Source organism: Acinetobacter sp. DMC2 (genome assembly GCF_056314305.1).
Genome location: NZ_JBQUYP010000002.1, coordinates 105,502 through 120,831, shown reverse-complemented (window position 1 = coordinate 120,831; position 15,330 = coordinate 105,502). Strand labels below are relative to the sequence as shown.

Below are 15,330 nucleotides of genomic sequence, written 5' to 3'. Positions count from 1 at the left end.
TTATGCATAAATCATCTTTTCAACTGAGCCTGCTAGTCGGGCTCAGTGTCGTTTCGCATGCAGTTTTTTCTGCACAGCAAACCACTTCATATATAGCGATTCATTCCAAGCCTAAATATTTAGGAATGATGGCTATGCCATATGCAAACCCCAATGCTCCTAAGGGTGGTCTGTTAAGTCAGGCCGCTCAAGGAACTTTTGATAACCTCAATAGTATGAATGGTAAGGGGAATGCTACAGAGGGCGTTAATTATCTTTTTGATACTTTAATGACCCAGTCGCTAGATGAGGTCGGAGTTTTATATCCACTTTTAGCCGAGAAAGTGAATTATGACCCAGAAAAAACGCAGTCTGTTACTTTCTATTTAAACCCAAAGGCGCGTTTTAGCAATGGACAGCCAGTCACTGCGGCAGATGTTAAATTTAGCTTTGATGCCTATCAGACGAAGTCCAATTTAGGTTTACAGATGTATCTTGCTGATTTGGCAAAAACAGAAGTCATAAACACCCATCAGGTAAAGTTTAGTTTTAAGTCTACCCATAATCCTAAAATGCCATTTATTTTGGCAACCTTACCGATTTATTCAAAAGCAGATTGGCAAAAAAGAGATTTTAGCCGAATTACCCTACAACCGATTATTGGTTCGGGGCCATATGTAGTTGAACGAGTTGATGCCGGTAGAAGCATTAGTTATAAAAGAAACCCAAATTATTGGGCAAAAGATTTGCCTATTAACAAGGGGCGTTATAATTTTGACCGATTAAAATATGTCTATTATCGGAATTGGGATATTGCTTTTGAAGGATTTAAATCTGGGCAATACACTTTGCATGAAGAAACTAATCCTAAAAAATGGGTAACAGATTACCGTTTTCCAGCCGTAAAAGCAGGACTGGTTACTCAATATAAATTTCGTCACCACAACCCGATTGCCACTGAAAGTTATGTTTTTAACACCAGACGAAAACCTTTAAATGATATCCGTTTTAGACAAGCCTTAACCTATGCCTATGACTTTGAATGGCAGAATAAAGCCTTGTTCTATGGTCAATATCAACGTCTTCAAAGTTATTTTGAAAATAGTGAATTAGCAGCAACGGGTCGACCTTCAAAAACTGAATTAGAGTTGTTAAAACCGTTATTGCCTAAGTTATCTCCGCTCATGCAGCAAGGTGTTTTAGCAGACTGGAAATATCCAGTGTCGGATGCGAGTGGGTTTAACCGTCAGAATTTGTTAACTGCTCGGCAATTATTGATACAAGCTGGCTATAAAGTTAAAGAAGGGCAGCTATTTACGCCAGAAGGAAAAAAAGTTCAGTTTGAGTTTCTAATTCAGCAAGATGGCAAACAACGAACACTTCTACCTTTTATTCGTAACCTGAAAAAGTTAGGCATTGCAGTTAATTTGCGTCAGGTCGATGCTCCGCAATATTTAGAAAGAACTCGTCGTTACGATTTTGACATGACCACCATGAATCTGCCGCAATCTCTCAACCCAGGCAATGAACAAACTCAGTTTTGGGGAAGTGTCGCCGCAGCGCAGGATGGAAATTATAATTATGCGGGTATTCACAATCCCGTAATTGATCAAGTGATTTCAAAACTTGTTGCAAGTAAAAGCCGTGAACAACAGATTATTTATACTCGTATTCTCGATCGGTTGCTTAGAGCTGGTTATTATCAAATTCCGACCTATGGTAAAGGTGAAAACTGGTATGCTTATTGGAATATGTATCAACAACCTAAAGTTAAACCAGCACTTTCTTCTGGAATAGAATATTGGTGGAGTGATGCAAATAAAGCCAAAAAAGTTGCCAAATATTTACATCAACAATAAAAACACCTGCCATAAAGGAAATCCTGTTATATGGGTTCATATATTCTCAAGCGACTTCTTTTAATGATTCCCACATTGCTTGTCATTTTATTGATTAACTTTGTGGTTGTGCAAATTGCACCGGGTGGGCCAGTTGAGCAAGCAATACATCAGGCACAAAGCGATTTGGGAATTGGTCGTGCATTGAGTGCAGAAACTTATTATCAAGGTGCTCAAGGTTTAAGCCCTGAAATGGTTGAACAAATTAAGGCTCAGTACGGCTTTGATCGTTCTGCTCCTGAACGTTTTTTTCTAATGTTAAAAGGTTATTTAACTTTAGATTTTGGACAAAGTTTCTTTAAAGATAAGCCTGTCGTGCAATTGTTGTGGGAAAAAATACCTGTTTCAATTTCAATTGGGCTGGTGAGCACTTTTCTGATTTATTTTATTTCTATTCCGCTGGGAATTAAGAAGGCAAGACAACAAGGTTCGTGGTTCGATCGGTCCACCTCATTAGTTCTTGTGGTGGGATACGCTGTACCAAGTTTTGTATTTGCCATTCTGTTAGTTGTTTTTTTTGCGGGCGGCTCTTATTTCCAATGGTTTCCATTACAAAATTTAGTATCGGATAACTTTCATCAACTTAGTCTTTGGGGCAAAGTTACCGATTATTTATGGCATATGACTTTGCCACTGATTACCATGGTATTAGGCGGTTTTGCCAGTTTAACCTATTTAACTAAATTCTCATTTTTAGAAGAACTCAATAAACCCTATGTTTTGGCAGCCTATGCAAAAGGATTGAATGGCCAACAGGTGTTATATAAACATGTATTTCGTAATGCCATTTTAGTTGTGCTCGCAGGATTGCCAGAGGTGTTAGCGGGTATTTTCTTTGTGGGTAACCTGTTTGTAGAAATTATCTTTCATTTAGATGGGGTGGGATTGCTGGGCTTTGAAGCCCTTGTCCAGCGTGACTATCCTGTTATTTTTGGGGTTTTATTTTTCTTTACTTTATTTAGCCTAATTTTACGTCTCATTTGTGATGTGCTGTACCAATGGATTGATCCAAGAATTCACTTTGACGCACAAGGAGGCAAATAATGTCTTTAATTGTGCGGACGCGATTACAGCGTTTTAGACAGCATAAATTGGGTTGGGCCAGCTTTATTCTATTTAGTCTGATTTTGGTTTTGTCATTAGCTGCGGAGTTGATTGCTAACGATAAACCATTGTTAGTGAAGTATGAAGATTCTTACTATTTGCCAGTGTTTAAAACATATCCAGAAACTGCGTTTGGTGGGGTGTTTGAAACAGAAGCTGATTATAAAGACCCCGCCGTACAAGCGCTTATTGAGGCTAAAGGATGGGCAGTTTGGCCGCTCGTTAAGTTTTCATATCAAACGCCCAATTTAGACTTGGCCGTTCCTGTACCTTCACCACCCTCCAAGCAAAATTGGTTGGGAACAGATGATCAGGGAAGGGATGTTTTTGCCCGCATTCTTTATGGATTAAGAGTATCGTTACTTTTCGGTTTAGCCTTAACATTTTGTTCTGCTTTATTTGGAATTACCGTAGGTGCTATTCAAGGTTACTATGGCGGTTGGGTAGATTTATTAGGACAACGTTTGGTTGAGGTCTGGAATGGCTTACCCATGCTTTTTATGGTCATGATTTTAGTCAGTATGTTTGTGCCAAACGTATATTGGCTATTTTTCATTATGTTGTTTTTTGGCTGGACCGTTTTGGTGGGAGTTGTCAGAGCCGAATTTTTAAAAGCTCGCCAGCTAGATTATGTTCGTGCAGCCCAAGTTTTGGGAGTGACCGATCGCGCTATTATTTTTAGGCATATTTTGCCCAATGCGATCAGTTCGAGTTTGTCTCAGTTACCTTTTATTTTAACGACTAATATTAGCGCGTTAACCGCTCTTGATTTTTTAGGATATGGGCTGCCACCCGATGCAGCCTCTTTAGGCGAGTTATTGCTACAAGGTAAAAATAATTTAGATGCGCCATGGCTAGCAATTTCAGGCTTTTTTAGTCTGGCCATTGTTCTTTCACTTTTAATTTATATTGGGGAGGCGGCCCGTGATGCGTTTGACCCAAGAAAATAATTTAAATACTGCTTCAACGTTGTTAAAGGTAGAACATCTTTCCGTTCAAACCAAAGACCAAAAGATTCTATTAGAAGATCTAAATTTTTACTTAAGTGAAGGTGAAACACTCGCTATTGTGGGCGAAAGTGGTTCAGGTAAATCGATGAGCTGCTTAGCAATAATGGGATTGCTACAACAAAAATTAGAAGTAACGGGTCAGGTCTGGATTGGCTCACAAGACATGCTTGAGTTAAATGAGAAAGCTCAAGCAAATTTACGTGGTCGACAAATCGCTATGATTTTTCAGGAACCTGCTACTGCGTTAAATCCGCTACATCGGGTTGAAAAAATTGTAGGGGAAAATCTTCTTTTATCAGGATTTTCAAAACTTGAAGTTCGACAACAAATCGTTGAGCTACTAAAAGATGTGGGAATTGTTGAACCAGAACAAATTTTAAAACGCTATCCGCATGAGCTCTCTGGTGGACAAAGACAACGTGTCATGATTGCGATGACATTGGCACTTCAGCCTAAAATTTTGATTGCTGATGAGCCTACTACTGCATTGGATGTGGTTTTGCAGATACAGATTTTAGAGCTATTAAAATCTTTGCAAAGCAAATATGGAATGGCACTTATTTTAATTAGCCATGACCTAAATTTAGTACATCGCTATGCTGAGAAACTGATTGTATTGCAAAGTGGGCGTGTAGTAGAGCAGGGTGAACTGAGCCAAATCTTTGCAAACCCAAAAACAGCTTATACAGCAAAATTATTAGATCATGATTTTGGAAAAGTAGAATCCATACCTGCTCAGCAGAATGTTTTATCAGTTCGAAAGCTCAGCGTGCAATTTCCTATAAGAAAAGGAATTTTAAATCGCATTCAAGGATATTTCACCGCAATAGAAGATTTGAGTTTTGATCTTGCTCAAGGTGAATCGCTTGGGGTAGTTGGTGAAAGTGGTGCAGGTAAGTCATCTTTAGCTCTGGCTTTGGTTCAGCTTGTTAAGAGTAAAGGGCAAATTGTTTTTTTAGAACAAGATTTGAATCAGTTACAGCCAAAAGTGCTACGGTTGATGAGATCAGATTTTCAACTTGTATTCCAAGACCCATTTGGCAGTTTAAACCCGCGTATGACTGTGGGGCAGATTATTGCTGAAGGGTTAAAGTTAAAAGCTATGAATGATAAAGAGGTAACCCAGCAAGTTGAATCTGCTTTGGTAAAGGTTGAATTGGCTGAAGATTTTCAACATCGTTATCCTCATGAACTTTCAGGCGGGCAACGTCAACGTGTCGCCTTAGCCAGAGCTTTGGTGGTTCAGCCGAAACTTTTAATTTTGGATGAACCTACATCGGCCTTAGATCGGACTACGCAAAAAGCTATGATCAAGTTGTTGCGACAATTACAGCAAAAAGAGCAGTTAAGTTATATTTTTATTAGTCATGATCTTAATATAGTTAAATCACTATGCCATAAAGTGATGGTATTACGTCATGCTAAAGTTGTTGAATATCAGGAAACTGAACTCCTATTTTCTAAGCCTCAAACTGAATATACCAGACAGTTAATTAAAGCATCTTTTTAAGATTTTATTTTAATCATTTGTTTTTTAATAGAATAAATTTAATTTTTGACTTATGCAAAAAGTTGCATATTTTTATATTCTTTAAAATTGACATGTGCTATTGTCAGTTATCGATTATGTCTTGACACGCTCAATAACTCATTTAAATTAGAGTAATTACTCTATAATTCAAAAAAAGAGGTTAACCATGAACCAGATTGCTCAACCCATCACAATTCGTAATACCACCTTTAAAAACCGCATTATTAAAGGTGCGATGAGTGAGGCGCTTGCAAATTATGAAGGCCAACCAAATGATTTACATTTAGGCTTATATGGTGCTTGGGCAAAAGGTGAACTTGGCTGTGCCATTACGGGCAATGTCATGGTAAATGCTGGAGCAAAAAATGAACCGGGTGTTGTGGTTATTGAAACTGAACGTGACCTAGATCGCTTAAAAGAGTGGGCGGCCTTAGGTAAAAAATATGGCATGGTGCAATTGATTCAATTGTCACACCCAGGTCGTCAGTGTCCAAAAGGTTTAAATAAAGAAACCGTTGCACCATCGGCAGTACCTTTTAGCCCAGCTTTAGCAACCATGTTTGGAACGCCACGTGAACTTACTCATGATGAAATTCTAGATATTATTAATCGTTTTGCGACAGCAGCTCACATTTGTGAAAAAGCAGGTTTTGAAGGGGTGCAATTACATGGTGCACATGGTTATTTAATTAGTCAGTTTTTATCGCCATTAACTAATAAGCGTACAGATCAATGGGGCGGTTCAGTTGAAAATCGTAGCCGTTTTTTATTAGAGGTTTATAAAGCGGTACGTGAAGCGACTTCAGATAATTTTATCATTTCAGTGAAGCTTAACTCGGCCGACTTTCAGCGTGGCGGTATTAGCGAAGAAGATGTGATTTCAGTTTTTAAAGCAGTAGATGAAGCTGGAATCGATTTAATTGAAATTTCAGGTGGTACTTACGAGGCACCAGCAATGGCTGGAGCTAAGGCAGATAAACGTAAAGCAAGCACGATTGCACGTGAAGCATACTTTTTAGATTTTGCAGAGAAAATCCGTCAGCATGTTAAGTGTAAACTCATGGTAACAGGTGGGTTCCGTACCGTAGAGGGCATGAATGCTGCACTTGAAAGTGGCGCATGTGACTTTATTGGTATTGCTCGCCCATTTGCGGTAGAAACCGATTTAACAGCACGTCTAATTGCAGGGCAAGACGTGCGTTATGCCGTAAATCCGATTAAAACAGGTTTACCTTTTGTCGATAAAATGGCAATTATGGAAATTATTTGGTATGCCGCTCAATTTAAAACCATTGGCAAGGGTAAAAAACCAAATCCAAAACTTTCACCCCTGGTGGTGTTTTTAAATTATGCCAAAGGCAATATTAAAGCGGTGATTCAAGGACAAGTGAATTCGCGTAAGTCGGCGTAATTTCATTACCATGCAGTGGTCCAGTAAGCGTTAAATGTAGAAGCAGACCATTGGCCTTTAGTTAAAGCATTGTTAAAGGCAGGTCTGTTTTCTATTTGGGCGAGATAACGGTGTATATGTTTAAACTGACTGTAATTTTGTGAGCAAGCTAATAATGGAAACCACATCAAAATATCAGCAATAGTAAACTGATCTCCGGTAAACCATGCATGTTGCTCTAAATGTTCATCAATCATTTTCATTTGCCGTTGTAATGATTGATTGAGATAGCCTTGATCGAATCCATATTTTAAAAGTTTAGTAATGAAACGGATCGGAAAAGGTGTACGTTGTGCAATTTGGTGAAAAATTTGTTTGAGTACTAAATCGGGAATGAATGTTGCCTCACAATAATTTTTCCAATAATAAAAATTTAGGAGTTGTTGGCTTGATAGGCTGTTCGGTCCCAATTGTGGGTGTAAATGAGATAGGTAATCTAAAATTGCTGAGGTTTCAGCTAAGACTGAAGTCTTTCCTTGTTCAATAATTTCGATAGCTGGAAATTTTGATAATTGATGAGGTGAGTTTTTATCTTCGCCTATGCCTGAATGATCTTTAATAATGAGTTCATAGTTGAGTTCTAATTCTTCTAAAAACCAAATAATGCGTTGAGAGCGAGAATTTTTTAAGTGAAATAATCGAATTTGCATGTCATGTCTAAATTATAGTTTTGATCTATGTTAAGTATAGAACATAATTTAATTATAAAAATATTTATAAATCAGTAAATTATATTTTTTATATAAAAGTAGCTTAATAAAAAGCCACTGCTATTAAAAATAGAGTGGCTTTTTAGTGTTTGATATCCCTAACGAGATCTGACCTACAAGTTTGTCGTCTTGAAGAGGATACCGTATATCAGATGTCTTTATAGTTCAGTTTAGAACGTATAGCTCATACCTAATTGAACCGTACGTGATTCACCCGGATAAGCATATAAATTGAAAGCACTTTCATCATAAACTTTATCAAAAATGTTCTTCACATCTAAGTTAAGACGAAGTTTTGGTGTCACCTGATAATAAGAAACCAAATCTGTAACTGCATAACCTTTCATTGTGTAAGTACTATTGGCTGTTTGTCCTGCACGCTTATCAATATATTTTTGATTAATTCCTAGACCTAGGCCTTGTAAAGGACCATCCTGAAATTCATAGATATTTAAAAGATTAAAACTATTCTTTGGAATGTTGGCCAGTGCAGTTCCTTTTTTCAAAGTATTGTCTTTGCTGACTTCTGCATCTGTATAGGCATATCCACCAATAATTTTCCAAGCTGGAGTGATTTGCCCTGCAATATTTAGCTCAATACCTTGGCTACGAACTTCACCAGCAGCAACTTTATAGGCTGAATCTACAGGATCTAAAGTTAAGACATTTTCTTTTTTTGCGTAAAAAATAGCAGAGTCCACCGATAGCATCTTGTCGAGTGCTTGCCATTTAAAGCCTAACTCGTAAGCCATGCCTTCTTCTGGGTCAAATCCCTCTCCATTACGACTAGCCCCCGTATTTGGTTTAAACGATTTTGCAGCATTGCTATAGATTGAAAGGTCATCACGAGCTTTAAAAACCAAACCTAAACGTGGAATAAATGCATCATGACTGGTATTCCAGTTTGCAGTATTCGGTAATAGATTTTTGTAATCATGTTCGTAGTGCTCAAAACGCAAACCTAGCAGTGCACTTAAATGCTCATTTAAATCGATTTGATCTTGTACAAAAAGAGCAGTTGTTTTTAAGTTTTCGCGATCATGAGTAGTAACCCTATTAAGCTCAGGCAGTGGTTGGCCTAAAACAGGATTATAAATATTAATAGGGTAACTACCGACATCACCACTTGAACGAATAATATATGACTTGTAATCGTAGTTTTCATATTCAAGTCCAGTTACAAGAGTATGAGCTAGACCTAAAAGTTGGAAATTACCTGTTAGATTAATTTGGGCATCTGTATCTTGCCATTTCAATTCACGATAGTTGTAATTCCGGCCTAAAGTTTCACCGTCATTTTGAATACCATTTGCCTCTACTGCATAGCCATGCAATTTGCCATTTAAATATTGCACACCAGCATTCAGCTTCCAGTCATTCCCAAGGTCGTGTTCGACTCGTAATTGAGTCATATTGTTATCATTATATAGGCGGTTGTTGTATTTACCCGTTTCCCACAAATAAGTTTCGGGTGAACTATTAAAAGACTTCTGACCTGCATAACGTGTTTGGCCACGATCAAGTGGATGCTGATTTCGTAAAATATCTGCTTCAAAAGTAACTTTGGTTGCATCAGAAACTTGCCATTGAATGACTGGAGCAATTCCATAACGTTTAGATTCAACGTGGTCGCGATAACTATCGCCACCTTCTGCAATCACATTTAGACGATAACCAATGTTCTCTGCATTAGGTACAGTTCCTGTCATGTCTACCGTGGTGCGGTATAAACTTTCACTGTTAAGCTGTGCGCCCAAAGTGGTTTGTTGCTCAGACTTTGGTGTTTTAGAAATTAAGTTAAACGTACCACCTGGGTCACCACGGCCATACAAGCTAGAAGAGGGGCCACGTAAAACGTCTACGCGTTCAATCGTGTTGCTATCTGGAGCGTTCGGATAACCACGGTTAATTGGGAATCCATTACGGTAAAACTCACCGCTAGTGAAACCACGAAGGTTAAACCCTGTTAAGCCTTGACCGCCAAAGTTATTAGCACGAGTAACACCGCCAGCTAAATCAAGTGCTTCGATTAAACGTGTAGCTCCAATATCTTCAATTACTTTTTGGGTCACCACACTGACAGATTGCGGTGTATCTTTTAATGCGACTTCATTACGTGTTGCGCTACTCGAATTATCTACCTTATAAGCTTGGTTATCGGCCTGTTGGGCTTTAATTTTAATGGTAGCAAGCGTAGTTGAAGATTGATCTGTTTCTGCGAAAGATGTTGAAATACAATAGAGTTGAGCGATGCTCAGGGAGAGGAGGCGAAGCTTAAGATCCATTTAAAACCTTGTTGATAATAAATATCAGTATAAAAATAAGAATTATTATATTGTAAATCTATGTAAAAGAAATACTGGATCAGTGATATTTAAATACAAATGTATTTTATTTGGAAATAAGAGAGGTTAAAGCAATAAATAGAATGTTAAAAAAATAAAAAGAAATTTTATAAGAATAGAATAATGGCGTCCCTACGGGGATTCGAACCCCGGTTACCGCCGTGAAAGGGCGATGTCCTAGGCCTCTAGACGATAGGGACGTTGAGGATGGCGGTATCTTAAGAAGCCGCCACCAAACTGTCAAGTAGGTAAGGAGACAGTTTGTTCAAAATATAGCAAAACAGTTCAGCAGTCTTCTGAGTATCGTATAAAGCAGAGTGTGCTTCTTTACCATCGAACTCAATTCCAGCTTGAATACATGCTTTAGCAAGGACGGTTTGTCCAAACATAACAGCACTTAAAGTAACTGTATCCATGACTGAAAAACTATGAAAAGGGTTCTGGTTTTTTGTGCTTGTACGTGCAATTGCAGCTTGAACAAAACCAAGATCAAAATGAGCGTTATGACCGACCAATACTGCGTGCGTACAGTGTTGCTGTTTACGAACGTCATTGACTGATTTAAAAATACGGCGTAATGCAGTCCGTTCATCTTCAGCCATTGCTATACGCATTGGATTGGATGGATCAATACCAATAAAGTCTAGCGAACGACGGTCGAGGTTAGCCCCTTCAAACGGGTTAATGTGCGCATGAAATGCTGGACCAGGGACAAATTGTCCCTGAGCATCATACACAATTGGAATGCACGCAATTTCTAGCAATGCATCTGTCTGGGCATTAAAACCTGCCGTTTCAACGTCAACAACAACAGGTAAGAAGCCACGAAAACGTTGGCCAATGACCGGGACAGAGGTTTCTTGTGTCACACTTTTCTCCATTGCAGCGTTTTCCCGGCATGCAGCGGGATAATTTTTTGATCATCTAAATAATCAAAAGATTCTGGGACAAGGTTATCTTCTTTTACCAAAGTAATGGTAGAAGTATTACGTGGTAGACCGTAGAAGTCCGCGCCAAAATGGCTAGCAAAACCTTCTAAACGCTCTAATTTACCCACTTGATCAAATGCTTGGGCATAAAGCTCAATTGCGTTAGGTGCACTATAACAGCCCGCACAGCCACACGCATTTTCTTTTGCATCTTGTGAGTGAGGCGCACTATCTGTACCCAAGAAAAATTTAGGGTTACCACTCGTTGCAACTTCAAGCAAAGTTGTTTGATGTGTTTGACGCTTTAAAATTGGCAAACAGTAAAAATGCGGTTTAATACCACCGACCAACATATCATTACGGTTAAATAATAAATGCTGAGGGGTGATTGTTGCAGCAACATTACGGTCATGTTCTAAAACAAAATGAGCCGCATCGCTTGTTGTAATGTGCTCAAGTACCACTTTAAGTTTTGGAAACTGTTTTAAGAGTGGGTTGAGTACTTCGTCAAGGAAGCGTTTTTCACGGTCAAAAATATCGACATGGTTATGAGTTACTTCACCATGAAGTAATAACGGAACTTGATGTTCTTCTAATTGTTCAATAACTGCATAAACCTTACGGATATCACTCACACCATTATCAGAATTGGTGGTTGCGCCCGCTGGGTAAAGTTTAATTGCGTTTACATGTCCAGATTCTTTAATTTTACGAACTTCGTCTGGTGAGGTGAAGTCAGTAAAATAAAGCACCATACGCGGGTCAAAATTGAGACCTTCTGGAACATGAGCAAGAATACGTTCACGGTAAGCCAGCGCTTCTTCCACAGTCTTTACTGGTGGAACAAGGTTTGGCATACAGATCGCACGAGCAAACTGTTTAGCCAAATCAGGTACAGTACGTTTTAATGCTAAACCATCACGTAAATGTGCATGCCAGTCATCTGGCTGGAGCAGGGTAATAGAGTCCAAGGCAGTTCAAACTTCGAAATAAAACAAATGATAATCGATAAAGTGTGAAAATGGTAACGAGAATTACGGACAAATGGCAAAATAAAGCGCAAGAGGCCTCAAAAAATAATGTTATATTTTGTTAATGTGTAAGAGGTAGGAATCGGGTAGTGGTAAATAGGGGAAATGTACAGGAATTACTCAAAGCAAAAGAAGAAATAGAATATCTGGTAACTTTACATACTCATCGTTATGCCAATACACCTTTGCCTCATCAATTAGAAAAAAAGTTCTGGTGCTTAAATCTTGAACGAACTAAACAAAATATCTCCAAATTTTTAGCAAGTGGCGTTCTCACCTATCTAATTTTTATTTTATTAGCGCTCCCTACAGACTACTTAGTGATTGGCGTACCTTACATTACTTGGGACTTTGTTTACTGCTTATTGAGTGCAATTAATATTGCTTGTGCGCTGCTGCTATTTTGGGTTTTTGCCAAGTTTAAAAAACTCACTGAATATTTTTACATCGCTGCGTGCGGGATTGTATTTTTTACCATTATTTTCAATGCAATGTTGCTGCTTAGTGTAGGAAATACTGCTCTTAAAAATCAGTCGATGTTACTCCTTTCTTTTTTATATATGCTCGGCTTTATTTTAAGCGGTATAAAACCTCTGCACATGCTTTATGTGGGTTTAACAGCAGCAATTTTCGTTTTTTCTTCATTAATTTTATTGCAGGCGAATTGTGACTACATTGCTTTGGGACGTGCATTGTTTGGTAGCTGTATTTTAGGTTTTTCAATTAGTACGATGCTTACTTCTAGAGAAAGAAGCCTTTTTTTAAATAATCAGCTTGCTGAGCTTAACGAAAAGATTCTACGTATTGAGGCATCTGAGTTGCTTCATTTAAGTCAGCAAGATGCACTCACTAAAATTTCTAATCGACGTACTTTCGATGAGATGTTCGACTTTTTTTACTATCGGGCAAAACAAGAACAACGTCCATTGGCCGTTTTATTTATTGATATCGATTTTTTTAAAAACTATAACGATTTTTATGGGCATCAGATGGGGGATAAGGTCATCTCATCTATTGCCTCTGCAATTAAAAATTCGATTCGTCATGTTGATTTTGTTGCCCGATATGGCGGAGAAGAGTTTGTGGTTCTTTTGCCAAAAACACCTGCTCAAGGTGCATATGCTGTGGCTGCCAATATTTATAAAGCCATTGAGCGTCAAGCGATTCCTCATGCTGCATCTTTGGTCTCTACGCATGTAACCATTAGTTTGGGTTTTACTGTTTATACAGAGGGTTTAAAAGTTACTCAGGAAAATTTAATTCATGCTGCCGATCAAGCTTTATATCGGGCTAAGCAGCTGGGGCGTAACCAAATTTATTATCAGCCTTTACAAGTCGCCGAAATTGCCTGAATGAATTTTAAAAATAAAAAGGCCACCTTAGTAGGTGGCCTTTTTTGACGCGATAAGAAAATTATTTTTTCTTACTGTCTAATTGAGGAATAGCAGAACCTTGACCGATTGAAAGTAAACCAGCATCTGTATAGATACCAAGTTTTGCACGTGTATCGGTAATGTCGAGGTTACGCATAGTCAACTGACCAATACGGTCCATAGGCGAGAACATTGAATCGCCTTTTTCCATTGTTAAACGTTCAGCTTCATACGTTAAGTTTGGAGATTCAGTGTTCATGATGGTGTAGTCATTACCACGACGAAGTTCAAGAGTCACTTCACCTGTAACAGCTTTAGCAACCCAACGCTGTGCAGTTTCACGCAACATAAGCGCTTGAGAGTCGAACCAACGACCTTGGTAAAGTAAACGACCTAAACGTAAACCGTTAATGCGGTATTGTTCGATCGTATCTTCGTTATGAATACCAGTAACCAAACGCTCGTAAGCAATATGAAGAAGAGCCATACCCGGAGCTTCATAAATACCACGAGATTTCGCTTCGATAATACGGTTTTCGATTTGGTCAGACATACCTAAACCATGACGACCACCAATACGGTTTGCTTCAAGAATAAGCTCAACTGGATTGTTAAAAGTTTGACCGTTTAACGCAACAGGTACACCTTCTTCAAAACGTACAGTTACTTCTTCTGGTTTGATTTCAACTTCTTCTTTCCAGAAAGCAACACCCATAATTGGGTCAACGATTTTGATACCAGCATTTAGGTATTCAAGATCTTTTGCTTCGTGAGTTGCGCCCAACATGTTTGAGTCAGTTGAATACGCTTTTTCTTTTGACATTTTATAGTCAAAACCGTTGTCGATCAGGAACTGTGACATTTCTGCACGGCCACCGAGTTCATCGATGAAGTTTTGATCTAACCAAGGCTTATAAATTTTAAGATTCGGGTTGGTCAATAAACCATAACGATAGAAACGTTCAATATCGTTACCTTTATAAGTTGAACCGTCACCCCAGATGTTTACATCATCTTCTTTCATTGCAGTAACTAACATTGTACCTGTTACTGCACGACCTAATGGAGTCGTATTGAAATAAGGAACACCACCTGTACTGATATGGAATGCACCACACTGAATTGCAGCAATACCTTCGAGCGCAAGTTGTAAGCGGCAGTCAATTAATCGAGCTTTTACAGCGCCGTATTGTTCTGCTTTCTTTGGAATTGCATCGTAGTCATCTTCATCAGGCTGGCCTAAGTTTGCAGTATATGCATAAGGCTCTGCACCCTTTTGTTTCATCCATAATAAAGCAGCTGAAGTGTCTAGGCCTCCGGAGAAGGCAATCCCAACTTTTTTGCCTACTGGTACATGCTGCAAGATAGTTGCATTATCAGTCATTGCTAATCCTAACATTTATAAAAAAGACCCCGTACAGGTGGTCTCGAGAATTCTGAATGGCGGCTATTGTAGCACTATTCATGGTGCTTTTTTTGGCAAAAAAAGCATTAATTCATTCCTTCTGGCTTGAAGTTTTGATTTGATAAAAAATCTAAGGCTATTTATAGAATGAGAAGGGGGAATGAAGTATTGTTATTCCAAATAAGAAAAGACTTTTAATGACTTAAAAAGAAAATAGGGTAAATATGAAGAAAAATTTTGGCTTATCGCGTGCACACTATGTCGTGGCTATAATCACTGTACTCGACGTGATTTATATGATTTATCATTATATGGCAATCAGTGGCTCAAGCTCTACTTATTTACTCGGTGGAGTTATTGGAAAAATGGTTGTGATTGGGCTTCATCTATATGCTGCTAAAAGAGTTTTAGATGGCACAAAAAATTCTAGATATATTTCACTTTTCTTAACGGTATTTTTACTTTTTGCATTTCCTATTGGAACCATTCTTGGCGTGATTATGCTGTTTTTATTATATAAATGGGAGAAAGAGCTAGATTTCTTTAGCGTCATTAAATAAAAGTA

12 protein-coding genes and 1 tRNA gene are annotated in these 15,330 nt (G+C 38.4%); 7 read left to right on the top strand and 6 right to left on the bottom strand.

Features of this window, described 5'->3' with window-relative positions:
• The first annotated feature begins 2 nt into the window (after positions 1–2).
• The 5 genes from ACT53H_RS04815 (at position 3) to ACT53H_RS04795 (ending at position 6,933) form a co-directional block, all read left to right on the top strand.
• Positions 3–1,838 carry an extracellular solute-binding protein gene (locus ACT53H_RS04815; protein WP_476008748.1) on the top strand — a complete coding sequence of 612 codons (1,836 nt, stop codon included), beginning with the start codon at positions 3–5 and terminating at the stop codon, positions 1,836–1,838.
• Between the two features lie 30 nt (positions 1,839–1,868).
• Positions 1,869–2,921 carry a microcin C ABC transporter permease YejB gene (locus ACT53H_RS04810; protein WP_476008747.1) on the top strand — a complete coding sequence of 351 codons (1,053 nt, stop codon included), beginning with the start codon at positions 1,869–1,871 and terminating at the stop codon, positions 2,919–2,921.
• On the top strand, positions 2,921–3,931 hold the full coding sequence (locus tag ACT53H_RS04805) for an ABC transporter permease (RefSeq protein WP_476008746.1): 1,011 nt from the start codon (positions 2,921–2,923) through the stop codon (positions 3,929–3,931). The genes ACT53H_RS04810 and ACT53H_RS04805 overlap by 1 nt, the downstream gene beginning before the upstream one ends.
• A complete protein-coding gene (locus ACT53H_RS04800) occupies positions 3,906–5,501 on the top strand; it encodes an ABC transporter ATP-binding protein (RefSeq protein WP_476008745.1) in 1,596 nt (531 codons plus the stop codon). The genes ACT53H_RS04805 and ACT53H_RS04800 overlap by 26 nt, the downstream gene beginning before the upstream one ends.
• A 187-nt stretch (positions 5,502–5,688) precedes the next feature.
• The gene (locus ACT53H_RS04795; protein WP_476008744.1) at positions 5,689–6,933 is read left to right on the top strand and encodes an NADH:flavin oxidoreductase/NADH oxidase family protein; all 1,245 of its coding nucleotides are present in this window, start codon (positions 5,689–5,691) and stop codon (positions 6,931–6,933) included.
• Positions 6,934–6,938: 5 nt separating this feature from the next.
• Here ACT53H_RS04795 and ACT53H_RS04790 read toward each other — a convergent pair whose 3' ends face one another.
• From ACT53H_RS04790 to pyrC, 5 genes are all read right to left on the bottom strand, one after another.
• A complete protein-coding gene (locus ACT53H_RS04790; RefSeq protein ID WP_174727862.1) occupies positions 6,939–7,622 on the bottom strand; it encodes a glutathione binding-like protein in 684 nt (227 codons plus the stop codon).
• A 230-nt stretch (positions 7,623–7,852) separates the two neighbouring features.
• Entirely contained in the window at positions 7,853–9,967 is a 2,115-nt protein-coding gene (locus ACT53H_RS04785) for a TonB-dependent siderophore receptor (RefSeq protein ID WP_476008743.1), read from the bottom strand.
• Positions 9,968–10,151: 184 nt separating this feature from the next.
• Positions 10,152–10,227 (bottom strand) — tRNA-Glu (locus ACT53H_RS04780).
• A gap of 18 nt (positions 10,228–10,245) precedes the next feature.
• A complete protein-coding gene (gene rnt / locus ACT53H_RS04775) occupies positions 10,246–10,908 on the bottom strand; it encodes a ribonuclease T (RefSeq protein ID WP_476008742.1) in 663 nt (220 codons plus the stop codon).
• Positions 10,893–11,927, bottom strand: coding sequence for a dihydroorotase (gene pyrC / locus ACT53H_RS04770; RefSeq protein ID WP_003652801.1), 1,035 nt, complete (start codon positions 11,925–11,927; stop codon positions 10,893–10,895). Before pyrC ends, rnt begins: the two co-directional genes overlap by 16 nt.
• Before the next feature lie 149 nt (positions 11,928–12,076).
• On the opposite strand from pyrC, the gene ACT53H_RS04765 reads away from it, so the two are divergent.
• The gene (locus ACT53H_RS04765; RefSeq protein WP_476008741.1) at positions 12,077–13,339 is read left to right on the top strand and encodes a diguanylate cyclase; all 1,263 of its coding nucleotides are present in this window, start codon (positions 12,077–12,079) and stop codon (positions 13,337–13,339) included.
• A 61-nt stretch (positions 13,340–13,400) separates the two neighbouring features.
• Here ACT53H_RS04765 and argG read toward each other — a convergent pair whose 3' ends face one another.
• Complete coding sequence (gene argG, locus ACT53H_RS04760; RefSeq protein WP_009390370.1) at positions 13,401–14,759, bottom strand: argininosuccinate synthase; 1,359 nt, start codon at positions 14,757–14,759, stop codon at positions 13,401–13,403.
• Positions 14,760–14,989: 230 nt separating this feature from the next.
• Between argG and ACT53H_RS04755 the strand changes: the two genes are divergently transcribed.
• On the top strand, positions 14,990–15,325 hold the full coding sequence (locus ACT53H_RS04755) for a hypothetical protein (protein ID WP_004793878.1): 336 nt from the start codon (positions 14,990–14,992) through the stop codon (positions 15,323–15,325).
• Positions 15,326–15,330 lie beyond the last annotated feature (5 nt).

Coding starts and splice junctions, on each gene's coding strand:
- ACT53H_RS04815 (WP_476008748.1), top strand. CDS start 3: ATGCATAAATCATCTTTTCAACTGAGCCTGCTAGTCGGGCTCAGTGTC.
- ACT53H_RS04810 (WP_476008747.1), top strand. CDS start 1,869: ATGGGTTCATATATTCTCAAGCGACTTCTTTTAATGATTCCCACATTG.
- ACT53H_RS04805 (WP_476008746.1), top strand. CDS start 2,921: ATGTCTTTAATTGTGCGGACGCGATTACAGCGTTTTAGACAGCATAAA.
- ACT53H_RS04795 (WP_476008744.1), top strand. CDS start 5,689: ATGAACCAGATTGCTCAACCCATCACAATTCGTAATACCACCTTTAAA.
- ACT53H_RS04790 (WP_174727862.1), bottom strand. CDS start 7,622: ATGCAAATTCGATTATTTCACTTAAAAAATTCTCGCTCTCAACGCATT.
- ACT53H_RS04785 (WP_476008743.1), bottom strand. CDS start 9,967: ATGGATCTTAAGCTTCGCCTCCTCTCCCTGAGCATCGCTCAACTCTAT.
- rnt (WP_476008742.1), bottom strand. CDS start 10,908: ATGGAGAAAAGTGTGACACAAGAAACCTCTGTCCCGGTCATTGGCCAA.
- argG (WP_009390370.1), bottom strand. CDS start 14,759: ATGTTAGGATTAGCAATGACTGATAATGCAACTATCTTGCAGCATGTA.
- ACT53H_RS04755 (WP_004793878.1), top strand. CDS start 14,990: ATGAAGAAAAATTTTGGCTTATCGCGTGCACACTATGTCGTGGCTATA.